This window comes from Arthrobacter sp. Y3221157, assembly GCF_059089865.1.
This window is the reverse complement of the sequence record NZ_JBNHFD010000001.1, coordinates 105,484-119,937: the sequence shown is the minus strand read 5'-3', so window position 1 is coordinate 119,937 and position 14,454 is coordinate 105,484. Positions and strand designations below refer to the sequence as shown.

Genomic DNA, 14,454 nt, shown 5'->3' with positions numbered 1-14,454 from the left:
CCGTCTGACGTTGTTGGGAGCTGGGCGGGGGCTAGCTCGATGTCATTCAGGATTGTCAAGGGTGCTGTACTGAGGGTCCCGCAGTTCGCGCCCTGGGGTCCAACGGGTGAATCGATGGAAGTCGCGGGAGCGCTTTTCGTCGTGGGCGGAGATTGTTGTGTGCACAGCCTTAGCGGTCCCCAGGCACTCATGGAAGGTCCACCCCGGTGACCACGCCATCCTTGTCTGCTGCCACTGCTGGCGGAGGAACGCGGGGTATGACCTTCGCGGCCGACCCATCCTGAATCCCCCCGTTCAACATCTGTCACAGCAGTCACACGTTCATCTATGATTTGGCTACCGGCCACTCATACTTCGGCCATCACCGGTCCTGCGACGGCAGGGTGGGGCAAGGCATAGCCAAAACCCCTAACACCATGGAGGGACTGCCATGAGAACCACCCTGCGGCGGACCACTGCCGCCCTGGCAACATTAGCCATGCTCATTACACTTGCCGTCGTGGGCGGCGGGACCGTCAACGCGGCGGGACCGGTTACTGTCACGGCCGCCGCCGACACTTACGTGCAGGCGGACCGGCCAACGGAGAACTTCGGGACCAGCGTCCGCTGGTCCACGGAAGGCCGGACCAACATCTGGCGTCATAGCCTGCTGCGCTTCAACGTCACGGTCCCGGCTGGCGAAAAGATCACGTCGGCCAAGCTGCGGGCCTACTCGGAAGCGTCCACAACCGCGAGTGAGTACGTGGACGTTTACACCACGGCGGGCGGCTGGACTGAAACCGGCGTGACGTGGAACAACGCACCCGCACGGGGAACTTGGCTCGGGAAGACCGGTGGCTTTGCCGCGGGCGCTTGGGTGGAGTGGGACGTGACCAAGGGCGTCACGGCTGGCGAAAACAATCTGAAGCTCGAAACCCACGCGCAAAAGTGGGTGGGCTTTAAGTCTGACGAGTCGGCGGATCCGGCTCTGCGCCCGCGCCTGGTAGTCACTACGGAAGCTGACACCACAACGCCCACGCAACCGCCGGGTGACGGCACCACCGCCGCCGCTACTTTCAACTGGGGCACCCCAGTGGCAGGGGACGAATTCAACTACACCGGGGCACCTGACCCGGCCAAGTGGACCGTCTACAACAGCGCAGGCCACGCGGGCAACGGCATCCGCTCACCGCAGCAGGCCGCCGTTGACGGCTCCAAACTCGTGATCAACGGCACCCCTAACGGAACCACCGCCGGCATCGGCGCCAAGTTCGACAACCGCAAGTATGGGCGCTGGGAAGTCCGGGCAGCAGGATCCGGTGACAACGAATATCACATGGTGTCCATCCTTTGGCCGGACAGTGAGAACTGGCCGTGCGACGGCGAGATTGACTACGCCGAAACTGCTGGCGCCTGGAACGTCATCAAGTTCTTCCACCACTACTCCTGCGAGAACAAACAAATCTCGGCGCAGAAGGCCCTGGACGTGTCCCAGTTCCACAACTACGCGGTCGAGTGGACCGATAAGGGCATCGTTGGTTACGTGGACGGCGTGAAGTGGTTCGAGGACAGGGACCCGGCACACCAACCTCCCGGCCCCATGCACCAAACGCTGCAGCTGGACTGGTTCCCTGACAGCACGGCTGACGGGGCCGGGGAAATGCGGGTGGACTGGGTGCGCGTCTACAACGTGGGCGCGCCTTCACCCACACCAACCCCGCCTTCGCCCACACCAACCCCTCCGGCGCCGCCGGCCAGCGGGGATGCGTTCGACTTCGCCGCTACGGGTGATATGAACCCATCCGGCGTGACGGACCCCAATTCGGCTTCCGGGAAGAACGCGGCCAGCATCCGGGGCGCGCTGGATAGTGGAGCGCTGGATAACTTCATTGGCGTAGGTGATTTCCAGTACAGCGTCGGTACCTGCGGCTCGGGCAACGATTCCTACGCGAACTATGAACGCAACTGGGGGCCGATCAAGTCCAAGACCTACTGGACGCCTGGGCCGAACCATGACGTGGAGCCGGGCCGGAACGACGACCTGGACCGCTACATGGACGGGCAGTGTGTGAGCACCTCCAAGTCTGCTACCAGCACCACGCTGGGCAGGTTCCAGGACGCGCTGGAATGGTACGCGATTGATAAGGGCAACTGGCACATCCTGTTTGCTCCCACAGCGATATGGCGTTACAACACCACGCGGGCAAGCCAAATGACCGCAGAGTTTGACGCGGACCTCGGGCGGGCCAAAGCCGCGGGCAAGCACTTGGCGGTTGTCTACCATGACCCGTACTTCACGTCCAACACGTCCAGCCACAGCCGCTTCACTCAGGGCAAGCCGTGGATTGACGTGTTCGACAAGCACCGGGTGCGGGTGCTGCTGTCCGGTTCGCAGCACAACTATGAGCGGACCTGCCCGGTGAACAAGAGTGACGTTTGCACCACTGACGGGATGCAGCAGTTCCAGGTGTCCACGGGCGGCATCAGCCTGCGTTCGTTCACGAGCTCGCCAAGCTACATGCAGAAACGGTTCAGCGACACGTGGGGGCACCTGCGGATGAGCTTGAAGGCTGACGGTTCCTACTCGTGGGAGTTCAAGCCTGTTCACGGCGCCATGCAAACCGACAGCGGATCACGCTCCGCACCATAAGCAAAAGAAAGGGTGAGCCCCCCAATCGGGGGGCTCACCATCTGCCGGAAAGGAAGTACCACCATGCGCATAAGGAAAGCTGCATCAGCAGCAGTAACAGCAGTAGTCGCAGCGGGCACCATCGCATCAGCAGTCGGCGGCGCGGACAAAGCCCCGGCACAGAACACCGAACCAGCCAAGAACCAAGACCCATCAGCCAACGGCACAGTCGCACCATCCCTGTGCTACGCCACCCAAGAGGACGGCACAGGGTTCTGCGTGGACAGATCAGTGTGCAGCGGTGGATGCCTGCACGTGGACGGAACCAACGCAGTGCAGAACCGCAAGTGGTACGAGCTGAACAACTGACGCCAAAAGGATGACCTGATAGCTGACTTCCTGCGATGGCTGGCCTTTTGGGCCCCTCTCTTGGTTTAGCTGCAGTTGTAGCGATCATCCTCGCATTCGTTGTCACCGCAGCCCTGCGGCCATCCAGGCCGGGCCGGCATAAAGGCGCCTATGTTCCTGCAAAGGACCGCCCGGTTATTAGGAACGCCACCAACCACAGTGCAACCACAGATGCCGTTGGACCCCGCTCCAAACGATTCCCTGACTTGGAGCGATAGAACGCAACCGAGGCTCCACTCCAGCATGCCTGCGCGTCATTGGCTGCAGTTAAATGCACCTGCTGGAATCACCAGTCGCGATGAACCTGTTGTGGGGATACATGCGTGTGCTCTCGTTAAATGAGTCTTCGAAGCAAACGCCGATAATGGAGATTATGTAAAGTAAATAGGTTGAAGCTTCAACTATAGATCTTTTCTGAGTTTACACCGGCAGGCTCTCTCGCAGCTCACCAGACGTGTCCGAGGGCAGCGAAAACATCAGTGCTGCCGCCGAAGGGCGCTTCCGCCCAGAAGGTCATGGAGACCTCGGCGAGGTTCAAGCGTAGGACGCCGGCGCAGTTTCAGCACTCGCCAGCCGACGTTATGTCAGGCTGCACTTACCGAGAACCGGGACGCCCGTGCTGACGGCCGTCGCAAAGGATTGTCCTAGCCTTCGCACTCGATGCAGTAGGAGTGGCCTTTGCTTTCACGTGCCAGTTGGGACCGATGCCGGACCAGGAAGCAAGAAGAGCAGGTGAACTCGTCCTTGCCCTGCGGGATGACCTGAACAACGAGTTCCTCGGAGACAATTTCTCCACCTGGGGTCAGGCCCTCATCGAGGGCGTCGGCTTCGTCCAGCTCTGTGACGACGCTGCGGGCATCCGGGGCGCTGGCGGACTTCAGCGCCTCCAGGGAACTGTCCTGGGATTCCTTGACGTCGGAACGGACTTCGTCGTAATCGGTTGCCACGTTAAGTGCTTCTCATTTCTGGTGCTCTGTTTCTCTTTGGACGAGACTGCAACGCACACTACTGTGCCGTTGTTCCCACGTCCCATCGCGGATGCCCGTCAACAGATTAATAGGCGCACCTGCGATAGTCAGCACCACTCCCCCGCCCCAACGTGGGGGTCTTCCAAAATGGGCTCTCCCGCCCACATCCCACGCGTGGCGAAGCTCCGACCAGACAGCGGCTGACCGGAGCTTGACCTCAGTGTCCGACCTCAACCTGAGAAACCGCTGGGAAGCGGCAATAGACCCCGCCCGCACCAAACGTTGGGATTGAGGCAAAGGCCGCCGCGAGACCAGTGCGAGCAAGGCTTGACGTGCGTCAGGGCGACCCTGAAACTCAAATACACACTTTGAGGTTTGGAGGCGGCCGTGGTGGGTCAGCGCATCGGGTACGTACGGGTCAGCACTCTGGACCAGAACGAGAAGCGCCAGCTCGAAAGCCAGACACTGGACCGGGTCTTTACGGATAAAGCCTCCGGCAGGGACACGGCGCGGCCGCAGCTCGCCGAACTGCTCCGCTTTGTACGCGACGGCGACACCGTCGTTGTGCACAGCATGGACAGGCTTGCCCGCAATCTGGACGACCTGCGTGCGCTGGTCCAGGGGCTCACCCGGCGAGGGGTTCGGGTGGAATTCGTCAAGGAACAGCTCGTCTTCACCGGCGAGGACTCCCCCATGGCCAACCTCATGCTCTCGGTCATGGGCGCCTTCGCCGAATTTGAGCGTGCCCTGATCAGGGAGCGCCAGCGCGAGGGCATCGCCCTGGCCCAGCAACGCGGCGTCTACAAAGGGCGGAAGAAGACCCTGACACCGGAACGGGCAGCCGAGCTGGTCGAGCGGGCCGGCAGCGGCATTCCTAAGGTCGTCCTCGCCCGAGATTATGGCATCAGCCGCGAAACGGTCTACCAATACATCCGGCTGGCGAACGGAATGAACCCAAAGCCCCTTCCACCCACGCAGCTCCTTTAGCATGCAAGCACCTAACAAAACGTCCGTTATCGGACTTTGGGCGCTCCACAATTGAGTCAACCTGGCGTGGGTTCTGCCGGCATGCCATCGCGAAACTCGGATAACATGCCTGAGTGCAACCACTGGAAGTCTTTCTGGACGAGGGGGCCCTCAACGGTGACGCTCGGTTTCCGTCAGCCAGCGCAGTCATCGTGCGAGACGCCGCAGCCGTTTCGGAACAGATCGAAGACCTCATTCATGAACTAAACCTGCAGCCGGACTTTCAGCTGGAGCCCAATGCCGCGCGCCTCGAACGCATCGGATTTCACCACGTTGACGATAACTTCCTCGCCAAATCTCGCTTCAAGGCGCTGCTCCCACGTCTGGATTTCGAGTGGCTGTGCTCCTCAAATCTGCTTGTGGGAGATGATGATCCATACAACACGCTACCTGCTCAGTTTGAATGGGTCGTCACCCGCACACTTCAAAAGTATCGGGGCCGGGAAGTAAATTTTGTATTTGAACAAAATCAGCGCCTGCAAACGCGGTATCCACTAATAGTCAGATCCGCCGCCGAAGCTGCACGCACATCGTTGGCCTTAGTTTCCCACTCGATCGGAACGAAGGCAGACCGGGTGCTATCCATTGCTGACTACTGCATTGCAATTTCTACTCAAGCAATTAAAGTGTGGGCGGAGCTCTGTTGTGACATTCACCGTTTGCCTAAAAAGTTTGAGTACAGGGACTTCGCAACCATAGAACCATCATGTTCGTCGCTGTTCGCTTCAAACTTCCGAAAGAGTGTTTCCAGCAGGGCCGTTCGGCTAGCCGATCATACTTACTTCCAAGTTACCGGCATCCATGCACCCACCTGCACTAAAGCTGCCCGCGAATAGTATAAAATAGCAGCTTGCGGGGTGCGGCAGTTCAAGAGTGTGCGACTCGCACACGCCAGCACCTTAGTCGGCTTTGCCTTCATGCGTGATTTCCGCGCCCCGCACTCCACGCTTGGAGGCTCTTATTGAAGGTTTTGCCCCGAATCCGCAGCGTCAATAATCTTATGCTCGCCGCATCCTTGCCTGACTCGGCGATTACCTGGCTTGACCGGCCGCTCAACGCATCGGATGTCCACGTCCACACCACGCGTAAACCTAAGGGCGGGTACCGGACAGTATGTCGGCCCCTTGACGAGGCCCTGCTCAGGCTCCAGAAACGGCTCAAGGAATTCATTGACCGGAAGGTCTTGGACCCCCATCCCAATGTTCACGGGTTTACCCGCGGACGCGGAACTTCGACAAATGCCAAGGCGCACCTAAACGCGCGCGCCCTGTTGACGGTGGACATCACGGATTTCTTTCCTTCAATAAGCCGGCAACAGGTTGAAGGCGCTCTTCAAGTCCATGGCGCCAATCCAACCGTTGCCGAAGCAATTACTAATGCAAGTACCTTCAGCGGGTCCCTTGCAACGGGCTTTCCGACTAGCCCAGTATTATCAAACCTTGTGTTTCGCCCCTTGGACGACAAGTTCAGATCGTTCTCAGCCGAGAACGGGCTCGTGTACACGCGATACGCAGATGACCTGACCTTTTCCGGACCAAGTGTGGGTGACGAGCACTTGGAGGTGATAAGCGAACTACTGCTGTCGTTTGGGTTCCATACAAATAGGCGAAAAGTGCGTTTTCAGCGTAAGGGGCACCAACAGGTGGTAACCGGGCTCGCCATAGCTCACTCTGATCATCTCAGACTCCCGAAAGCGCAAAAGAAAAGACTACGCCAGGACCTTTATTTTGCCGAGAAGCATAGTTTAGCAGCGCAGGCACGCTATAGGAACTTAGATGAAGCAGACTTCAGGGAGCAACTTTTAGGAAGAATCAACTACCTGATGGGCATCGAACCCAAAATTGGCCTGCAGATGCGTCGCGAGTTCGATCGAATCGATTAGAACGTGGACGTGGGCCGGTCTCTCCGGCCTGCTTCCACATCAGCGTCAACTGCTGCCCTTGGCTTCGGGGTTAGAGTCGCTTGCAGCGCGCGCACTCCCCCAGCTTGGTGGAATCTATGTTGTTGGCGATCAACCACGGGAGTAGAAGTAGCTGCGAAAACTGTTCAGTATTCGGGTTCTCTTCAGGCAGATTTGAGATGAGGGCACCAACTTTGTTGCAGGGGGCGTCTGTGACGGCGTAGACAGTGCCTAGATGAACAATGATTCGGGTTCTGGTGTCAACATGGGTCCTCCCTACTTTTCCAAGCGGAGGTAGGCTCAGGAGATGCCATGGACTTCCAGTTGGGGAAATACGCCGACATGGACCGCACCTGTATTCGAAACACTGGGTCGAGCGCTGTTCGCCGCACAGGAGTTCGAAGACAGATGCCGGTATCTGCTACGGACGCTGAACCTGGTTGAGGCTTTTGAGAACGCACCGGATGACCCGGTTCATTCCTTGATTGCACGGATTCCCAAAGACAAGCTGCTCGGTAAGACGATTGAAGATCTTAAGAGGCGCGAGGGCTTCGACGAGAAATTTATCGAAGCGCTGAAAAACGCAACGAAAGCACGGAACTTCATCGCCCATGAAAGTGCTCATTTCAGTCCGGCCGGACGCAAAAACGAGGCTATTCAGGGGATTGAAGTAGGACTTCGTCGGGAAGTGCGTGAACTAGCGGTGGGCGACCACCGCGTCTCCGAAGTGCTTCTTGCCATCGAGGACTGGGAATCTGCCCTTGGTATTTCCTGGATAGAAGAAAGATATGCGGACATCCTTGAATCGTGGGTGCTTTTCCCGATGAAGGGCCTTCTCCGGGACGAAGGCATGCGGCCGCTTCCTTACCCTGCCGGCAACCCTTGGTTCGAAGCCCGCCGAGCCGCCGACATTGCCCTTGCTGCAAAATTCCAAGCGAAACGTCCTCCAGGGGCAACTCCCTAGCTGCAGAGTCTTTTTACTAAAGCAGCCCTTGGCACGCTGGTTGACGAAAGCTCCATTATCGGCTCTTAAAAACAGGCGGGGGAGTGCCTCCAAAAGGGGCTGTTTCGTGTCAGCGTTCGTGGCGTTTTTCCCACGAATCCGGAGGTCAGAACTGCTCAGCCAGCGCCCGGTTTACGGCGGGGATGTCCAGGAAGGCAGGGGCAAAAGGCGCATTGGAGCCGGTCATGTCGGCCACCCACGCGGGAGTGTTCTGCATCGTCAGGAGGCAACGGGTCGGCCAAGGCCTCTAGGGTCTATCGGACCTGGCTCCGCGCCTCGCAGCATCCTTCGACCCGGTTGCCTGCTACGCCTCGTGTGGAGCATGAAGCATGACACTTGCCGAAAACGTTAATAAGGGGCACTCGCATTCACATTCGGTCTTGTGTCAAGGCCAAATCGGATCCTTACTTGTTGGAGGAGTCCAAGCGACCTTCGAGGCCGGCGGTATTTCGCCTCCGGTGTATTTGCAGGCTCCATCGCCCGCTCACATTGGGAGGAACATGATGTTCGCGAGAGTCAGCACTTACCGTCCAGGTCCTGACCGTACCGGGGCACCATCAGAAGACACCATCAGGCAGGTACTTGAGTTACCGGGATGTCAAGGGCTCTATTATTTGCTCGGCAAAGACAACAAGTCCCTGTCTATAACCCTCTGGGAGGACGAAAAAGCCCTCGAGGGAAGCCAGCAGGTCGCGGACCGGATTCGCTCCGAAACCAGTGCGGAGCAGCACATGCAGATCCTCGAGGTCGAGGAGTTCGAAGTGCTTACTCGGCGCGTCAGGGAATGACCTGCCAGTGGCTGAAGTGGGACACGGTGACGGCGCCGGGTGCGAACCTGACCGCCAGCCGTCGCACCGCTGGCCGGTGCGATTCACGGGCGCGCAGGCGCCCGGCAACCCGCCGGGCGCCCGTCTTCGCCGTGGCCTTGACCGGACCCTGAGTCAGGAGAGCTGCGATTGCCTCGGTCGCTTCGCAATCTTTCCAGCGTCGCTCTCGAAGAACCCTGGGTCGACCGGCATGTCGAAGAGCCTGTGATAGTGGTTGTGGGCAAGTTGGTGGTAGGCGAAGGCCGTCTGCATGGCGTTGACCCGGCCCTGGGCATCCTGCGCCGCGTTGACCGATGACTTCGCCAGTTTGAGCCCGAATAACGGCTTCTGCGCGATGCGCTCCGCCAGATCCAACGTGAATGCCGCCAACTCATCTCTGGAGACAACATGGTTGACCATGCCGAGACGGTGAGCCTCGGATGCCGAGACCGCCTCAGAGGTGAACAGCATCTCCTTCGCCCGTCGCACGCCCAGCTCCCACGGGTGGTTGAAGAACTCGGCTCCATTCAGTCCCATGGACACTGTGTTGTCGATGAACTGCGCGTCGTCCGTCGCCACGATGAGGTCGCATGGCCACACCAGCATCAGCCCACCCGAGACGACCTTGCCCTGCACCTCTGCGATGGTCGGCTTGGGAATGTTCCGCCAGCGTTCCGACAGTCCTAGGTACAACTCCATCTCCAGGGCCATATACCCCTCCGCACCTGGGCACTCGAAGCCACACCACGTGCCAGTGGGCTCGAACTCCTCAAAGACTGCTGCCCCTTCCGATTCATGGAAGTCGTGCCCGGCGGAGAAATGTGGTCCGTTCGCGGCAAGGATCACGACGCTGACCTCGTCGTCCCGCGCAGCCAGGTCGAAGGCCTCGTTGAGTTCGCAGAGCAACCGGTAGGTCTGCGCATTGCGCTGCTGCGGTCGGTTCAGCACTATTCGCGCGATCCTAGGCGCCGGTGTTTGGTACTCGATCGTGGTGAATTCGGTTGCCATGCCTTAGCTCCGTCTCAGATTGAATGTCAGTTGGATGTGGGATCGCCTCAGGTGGACGCCAAGCAACCCAGTTCCGTGCAAGCGCCCCTTCTATAACCGCGAGAGCGCCGGCACAGCTCGGTCAGAGGAGTGCTGCGATGACGGCATCACCCAGTCGGCGACTGCGCTCAACGAAGCGATGGTCGGGCGTCACGCCGGCGGCGAGCAGAGTGAAAGTCAGCTCCCGCTGGGGGTCGACCCAAAATGAAGTCGACCCGACGCCCCATCCGCCGAAGGTGCGCGGGCTGCCCAGCAGCGGCAGAGGGCCATGAATGATGCCTTCGCCGCGCGTGAAGAACCCCACACCGATGTTCCCGGGGACAGGCGACCAATGATGAGCCCCAACCGCGTAATTCCACAGATCGATTGGCAGATCGCCGGTGTGGTTACGAGTGGCCCATTCGAGCATCGCGGGCGAAATGATGCGCACGCCGTCCAGTTCGCCCCCGCGCCGGAGCATCTCGGCGAACCGGGCCAAATCGGAATGGGTGGTGAAGTACCCGCCACCTGGCAACTCGAGGTCCGGAAGGGTGAGCAACCCGGCGTTGCCGACCATCTCATCGTGCCGGTAGAAGCCCGGCTCGTCTCCGATCAACGAGACGATGGTTGCCAGACGCTCGAGGAGGTCGGGTCGAATTCCGAGCGAGGTGTCCAGCATGCCCAACGGGCGAAACAATTCTTCCTCGAGCAGCGTCCTCAGCGAGCGACGCCGCCCGTCAACCTCCAACAGCATCTCGCCCAGCACCGCATGCGCGCTGATAAGCGAGTACGTGATCCGTTCGCCCGGCAGGGATTCGGGGCGTTGGAGATAAGCGTGCTCGGCCACCGAGGCACTCTTGATCAACTCTTCTAAGGGCAGCGCTGGGATCAGCGACTGGATGCCACCGGTGTGGGTAAGCAGGTGGAAAGGCGTGACGCCTTCTTTACCGCGGCTACCGAACTTCGGCAGGACCTCGGCGACCGGCGCGGCGAGGTCGATGAGGCCACGTTCCACGTAGGAGAGAAACACCGTGTTGAAGAACTGCTTTCCTAACGATTGGGTAGCGAAGACTGCGTCGGGTGTCAGCGCGCGCCCGGATTCGCGGTCGGCGAAACCCCTGTGTTCGTCGAGCACCAGCTGTCCACCCCACCGCACGCCGAGAGACACGCCGTCAACGACTCCCGCCTCAATATCTCGATCGATCAAATCGCGAACCCGACCGAGACGCTCTTCATCGACGCCGGTCAAGACGGCCTCGGATTTTGCTGCATACATGCGAACTCCTTCATTTCACTAGTCGTCAAAGTTTCGACACGAATTCGGTGCCAGCTTCGACCGCTGCGGCGACCCAACCACCCATGCTGATCGATGTCTGCCCGCCCTCGACCGGAAGCACAATGCCCGTGACCCAAGCAGCCTCATCGCTTGCCAGGTACACGACGGCACCCGCGATATCCTCGGGCTGGCCTACTCGCCCAGCCGGCTGCTTGTCGGCCAGCCGCTCGGCCAGGAAACTCTTGAATTCGTCATCCTTCTCACGCGGGACGCCAAGCGCTCTGCCGAGAATAGGAGTCATGGTGATCCCCGGAGCGATGGCGTTCGATCGGATCCCCAACGGGGCAAGCTGGGCCGTGGCTTCGCGAACGATTCCCACAACGGCGTGCTTGGCCGCCGTATATGCAAACGTGGACTGACCTCCCTGCAAGCCCGCGACCGAGGAGGTGGAGATAATGGATCCACCAGAGCCCTGTGCGATGAACTGCCGGGCCGCGTATTTGTGTCCCAGTGCAACGGACGTCGCCAGGAGGTTCATCGTCGAATTGAAGCCGTCTGCGGTGATCTCCTGGATTGGAGCGGGATCGCCGCCGGTGCCCGCGTTGTTGAACATGATGTCCAGGCGCCCGTACTTCGCAACGGCGGTGGCGACGAGCGCCTCTATGTCCGACTCCACGGTGACGTCGGCATGTTGGTAGGTGAGCTCGCGGTCGTAATTGCTTTCCAGCTCGCGGCCCTGCTCATCAGCGAGGTCGCCGACGACAACCTTCGCACCCTCGGCCACAAAGGCCTCTGCGGTCGCCCGGCCGATGCCGTTGGCCCCCCCGGTGATCACGGCAACTTTTCCTGCAAGACGTCCAGCCACGCTGCTGACTCCTTCTCATTCGGTCTCAACCACTCTTGCGGTGACGCATGTCACCCGCATCCCCGAACATAGCCGCACTTTACACGCGTGTCAAGCAGTTCAGGGCGCCGCCGCGTCAGGCACGTCAGGTCCTCAGGACTCAAACGGCTCGCGCGAAGCGTGCTCCTGTGAGCGTCGGACACCGGTGACGCCCCCGAGCCCCAGTCATGCGTGAGCGAGTGAGAACCCCCGGGGTGCCCAAGAGCCCCACAGTCGTTCGTCGAACCTGCTCCCAAGACCAGACGTGGCAGGTGACCAGGAACGACGACCTGCAGGGGATCAGCGTCACTCACGTGACTCACCACCCGAATCAGCTCGTCATCAGGCTAGTTTCACCAGCATTTTCCCGAGGTTAGAGCCGGAGAGCACTCCGATGAGGGCTTCCGGCGCACTCTCGAGGCCCTCGCGGATCGTCTGCTCGACTCGCATCCGACCGCCTTCGATCCATGTGAAGACGTCCTGCTCGAACTTGGCCAGAAGATCCTGGTGATCTCGAGCGATGAAGCCACGCAGCGTCAACCGTTTGAGCACGACCTGCATGAGCTGATCGACGGCGGGGCCCCGGTCCCGCGCCGAGTAGTCGACGCCGTAACTCGACATCATCCCGCACAGCGCCATTCGTCCGAATGGGTTGAGCACATCGAGCGCTGTGGCAAGTTGGTCTCCCCCGACATTGTCGAAATACACGGTGTAGCCGTCCGGACTGGCATCACGAAGCCGTCCTGCGAGATCCGGTGCGCGGTAGTCGAGACCGGCGTCGAACCCGAAGGTGTCGACGAGCGCTTTAGCCTTCTCGGGTCCGCCAGCTGTGCCGACGACAACGGCCGCCCCCAGGTTCTTGGCGATCTGACCAGCCACACTGCCCACGCCGCCGGCAGCGCCCGAGATCCACACCGCGTCGCCCCGAGTGACCTCTGCAATCTGTGTCAGGCCGACATACGCCGTCAGGCCCGTCACACCGAGCACGCCGAGCCAGAACGGAGCCGGCGCACGGGTGACGTCGATGCTCGACACGTCCACCGCATCGACTACGGCCACCTCGCGCCACCCCAGACGGTGGCGCACCCACGTGCCTTCGGGCACGTCCGCGGAGCGGCTCTCGACGACCTGGCCCACGGCCATGCCGTCGAGCAACGCCCCGACGGTGTAGTTCTGCGTGTAGTGCTTCTCGAAGTCCTCGAGCTTGCCACGTGTCGACGGATCAATGCTCATGTAATGGTTCTGGACAAGGACCTGACCATCCCTCAGCCGCGGGAGTACCGCCTCCCTCACCTCGAAGTCGTCGACGCGCACCACGTGGTCGACCGGCCTCCGCTTGAGCACGACTGCGCGCGTCACTCTCATGGAAGCTCGGCCTTCCGGCTCCCCACCGCGCTGGAGTTCAGGGACTCGAAACGACCCTGCCTGATTCCGCTGTAGACGACCTTCTTGATGAGAGGCAGAAAGACACGATCATTCATTCGCGCGGGGACACGGAATGCACGACCCTTCCAGTCGAGTATCTCGAGCCCGTTGTCTTGTTGACCCACGATGGAGCCCCAGTGGCGCTTCGGCGGGCGGTAGCGGCGCAGCCGCCGCCGACCTGCAAGTTCGACGCGGATGTTGTGAGCGAGAACGGTGAAGGCGAAGTTGCGGGCCGAGGTTCGGAGGGGATCAGTGGCCGCGACGTCGCCTATCGCGAAGATACCGGGATGGCCAGGCACGCACAGTTCGGGTGTCACCCGAACAAACCCTTCCTCGTCGAGCAGGCTCGCAGGTAGCCAATCGGTGTTGGGCTTGACGTTCCCGACCGCCCAGATCACGGCGTCGGCGACCGCCGGCGATTGTCCCGTGCTCCATCGGACCGGGTCACTCATGATCCCATCGACGGGGAAGCGGCCGGGCATCTCGGCGCGATGGCCCGGGTGGAGGTGTACACCAGCGTCGATGAGCTGCTGGCGCACATGCACCCAGCTCCGGGGGTGGAAGTTCTTCAAGGCCGTCTCGCCGGGGTGGAAGAGGTCGACGCGTTTCTCGGGCCAGGTGGTCGCGATGCTGGCGGCCGCGCCCACGGCTGTCGCGCCACCGCCCACCACGATCACCGATCCTGCCGCAGCTATGCGCTCGTGCGTCCCGAGCACATCAGCGTCGATCTCAGCCTCCGACTGCAGGGTCGGACGACGCCAAAACCCACTGGTGACGCCAGTCGCGATGACGAGGACGTCGTAATCCTCGCTCGACTCGGTTCCATCGGCTTTTCGGACAAAGACCCTGCGGGCGCCGGTGTCCAGCCCCGTCAACGCGCCATGCACCATTCGGGCCCGGTCCAAGCCGCGAAACTTCTTGTGCGGGACCCAGGCGACGTCGGCCCAATCGGTGGGACGGGTGAGGCGCCACCCCAGTTGCTGCCCACTCAGCAAACCCGGCTTGACCGAGATCCCAACCACGTCGGCGTGCTTGACCAGTCGGGCAGCCGTGCAAACTCCAGTGTCGCCCATCCCGGCTATTACTATCCGCTTGCGAGGCATAGTTCGAATTTCCTTTGCCTCC

Annotated in this window: 13 protein-coding genes; 7 read left to right on the top strand and 6 right to left on the bottom strand. The window is 60.8% G+C overall.

Annotated features, from left to right (window positions below):
* The first annotated feature begins 430 nt into the window (after positions 1 to 430).
* Together AC5RTT_RS00555 and AC5RTT_RS00550 are read left to right on the top strand one after the other, a co-directional pair.
* Positions 431 to 2,629: a CBM96 family carbohydrate-binding protein gene (locus tag AC5RTT_RS00555; protein ID WP_494143548.1), complete on the top strand. Its 2,199-nt coding sequence runs from the start codon at positions 431 to 433 to the stop codon at positions 2,627 to 2,629.
* A 63-nt stretch (positions 2,630 to 2,692) separates the two neighbouring features.
* Positions 2,693 to 2,977, top strand: coding sequence for a hypothetical protein (locus tag AC5RTT_RS00550; protein ID WP_494143547.1), 285 nt, complete (start codon positions 2,693 to 2,695; stop codon positions 2,975 to 2,977).
* Positions 2,978 to 3,660: 683 nt separating this feature from the next.
* Here AC5RTT_RS00550 and AC5RTT_RS00545 read toward each other — a convergent pair.
* Positions 3,661 to 3,963, bottom strand: a complete 303-nt coding sequence (locus AC5RTT_RS00545) for a DUF4193 domain-containing protein (protein WP_494143546.1) — start codon at positions 3,961 to 3,963, stop codon at positions 3,661 to 3,663.
* A 408-nt stretch (positions 3,964 to 4,371) separates the two neighbouring features.
* Here AC5RTT_RS00545 and AC5RTT_RS00540 point away from each other — a divergent pair, with 408 nt between their 5' ends.
* The 5 genes from AC5RTT_RS00540 (at position 4,372) to AC5RTT_RS00520 (ending at position 8,701) form a co-directional block, all read left to right on the top strand.
* Positions 4,372 to 4,971: a recombinase family protein gene (locus AC5RTT_RS00540; protein WP_494143545.1), complete on the top strand. Its 600-nt coding sequence runs from the start codon at positions 4,372 to 4,374 to the stop codon at positions 4,969 to 4,971.
* A gap of 113 nt (positions 4,972 to 5,084) precedes the next feature.
* A complete protein-coding gene (locus AC5RTT_RS00535; protein WP_494143544.1) occupies positions 5,085 to 5,846 on the top strand; it encodes a hypothetical protein in 762 nt (253 codons plus the stop codon).
* A 164-nt stretch (positions 5,847 to 6,010) separates the two neighbouring features.
* On the top strand, positions 6,011 to 6,892 hold the full coding sequence (locus AC5RTT_RS00530; RefSeq protein ID WP_494143543.1) for a reverse transcriptase family protein: 882 nt from the start codon (positions 6,011 to 6,013) through the stop codon (positions 6,890 to 6,892).
* Between the two features lie 325 nt (positions 6,893 to 7,217).
* On the top strand, positions 7,218 to 7,874 hold the full coding sequence (locus AC5RTT_RS00525; protein WP_494143542.1) for a hypothetical protein: 657 nt from the start codon (positions 7,218 to 7,220) through the stop codon (positions 7,872 to 7,874).
* Positions 7,875 to 8,527: 653 nt separating this feature from the next.
* Positions 8,528 to 8,701 (top strand): hypothetical protein, encoded by a 174-nt coding sequence (locus tag AC5RTT_RS00520; protein ID WP_494143541.1) that lies wholly within the window; start codon positions 8,528 to 8,530, stop codon positions 8,699 to 8,701.
* A gap of 153 nt (positions 8,702 to 8,854) precedes the next feature.
* On the opposite strand, the gene AC5RTT_RS00515 is transcribed toward AC5RTT_RS00520, so the two are convergent.
* From AC5RTT_RS00515 to AC5RTT_RS00495, 5 genes are all read right to left on the bottom strand, one after another.
* Positions 8,855 to 9,727: an enoyl-CoA hydratase gene (locus tag AC5RTT_RS00515; protein ID WP_494143540.1), complete on the bottom strand. Its 873-nt coding sequence runs from the start codon at positions 9,725 to 9,727 to the stop codon at positions 8,855 to 8,857.
* Between the two features lie 121 nt (positions 9,728 to 9,848).
* Positions 9,849 to 11,021, bottom strand: coding sequence for a serine hydrolase domain-containing protein (locus AC5RTT_RS00510; protein ID WP_494143539.1), 1,173 nt, complete (start codon positions 11,019 to 11,021; stop codon positions 9,849 to 9,851).
* Between the two features lie 25 nt (positions 11,022 to 11,046).
* The gene (locus tag AC5RTT_RS00505; RefSeq protein WP_494143538.1) at positions 11,047 to 11,886 is read right to left on the bottom strand and encodes an SDR family NAD(P)-dependent oxidoreductase; all 840 of its coding nucleotides are present in this window, start codon (positions 11,884 to 11,886) and stop codon (positions 11,047 to 11,049) included.
* A gap of 360 nt (positions 11,887 to 12,246) precedes the next feature.
* Positions 12,247 to 13,269: an NADP-dependent oxidoreductase gene (locus AC5RTT_RS00500; protein WP_494143537.1), complete on the bottom strand. Its 1,023-nt coding sequence runs from the start codon at positions 13,267 to 13,269 to the stop codon at positions 12,247 to 12,249.
* On the bottom strand, positions 13,266 to 14,432 hold the full coding sequence (locus AC5RTT_RS00495) for an FAD-dependent oxidoreductase (protein WP_494143536.1): 1,167 nt from the start codon (positions 14,430 to 14,432) through the stop codon (positions 13,266 to 13,268). Before AC5RTT_RS00495 ends, AC5RTT_RS00500 begins: the two co-directional genes overlap by 4 nt.
* Positions 14,433 to 14,454 lie beyond the last annotated feature (22 nt).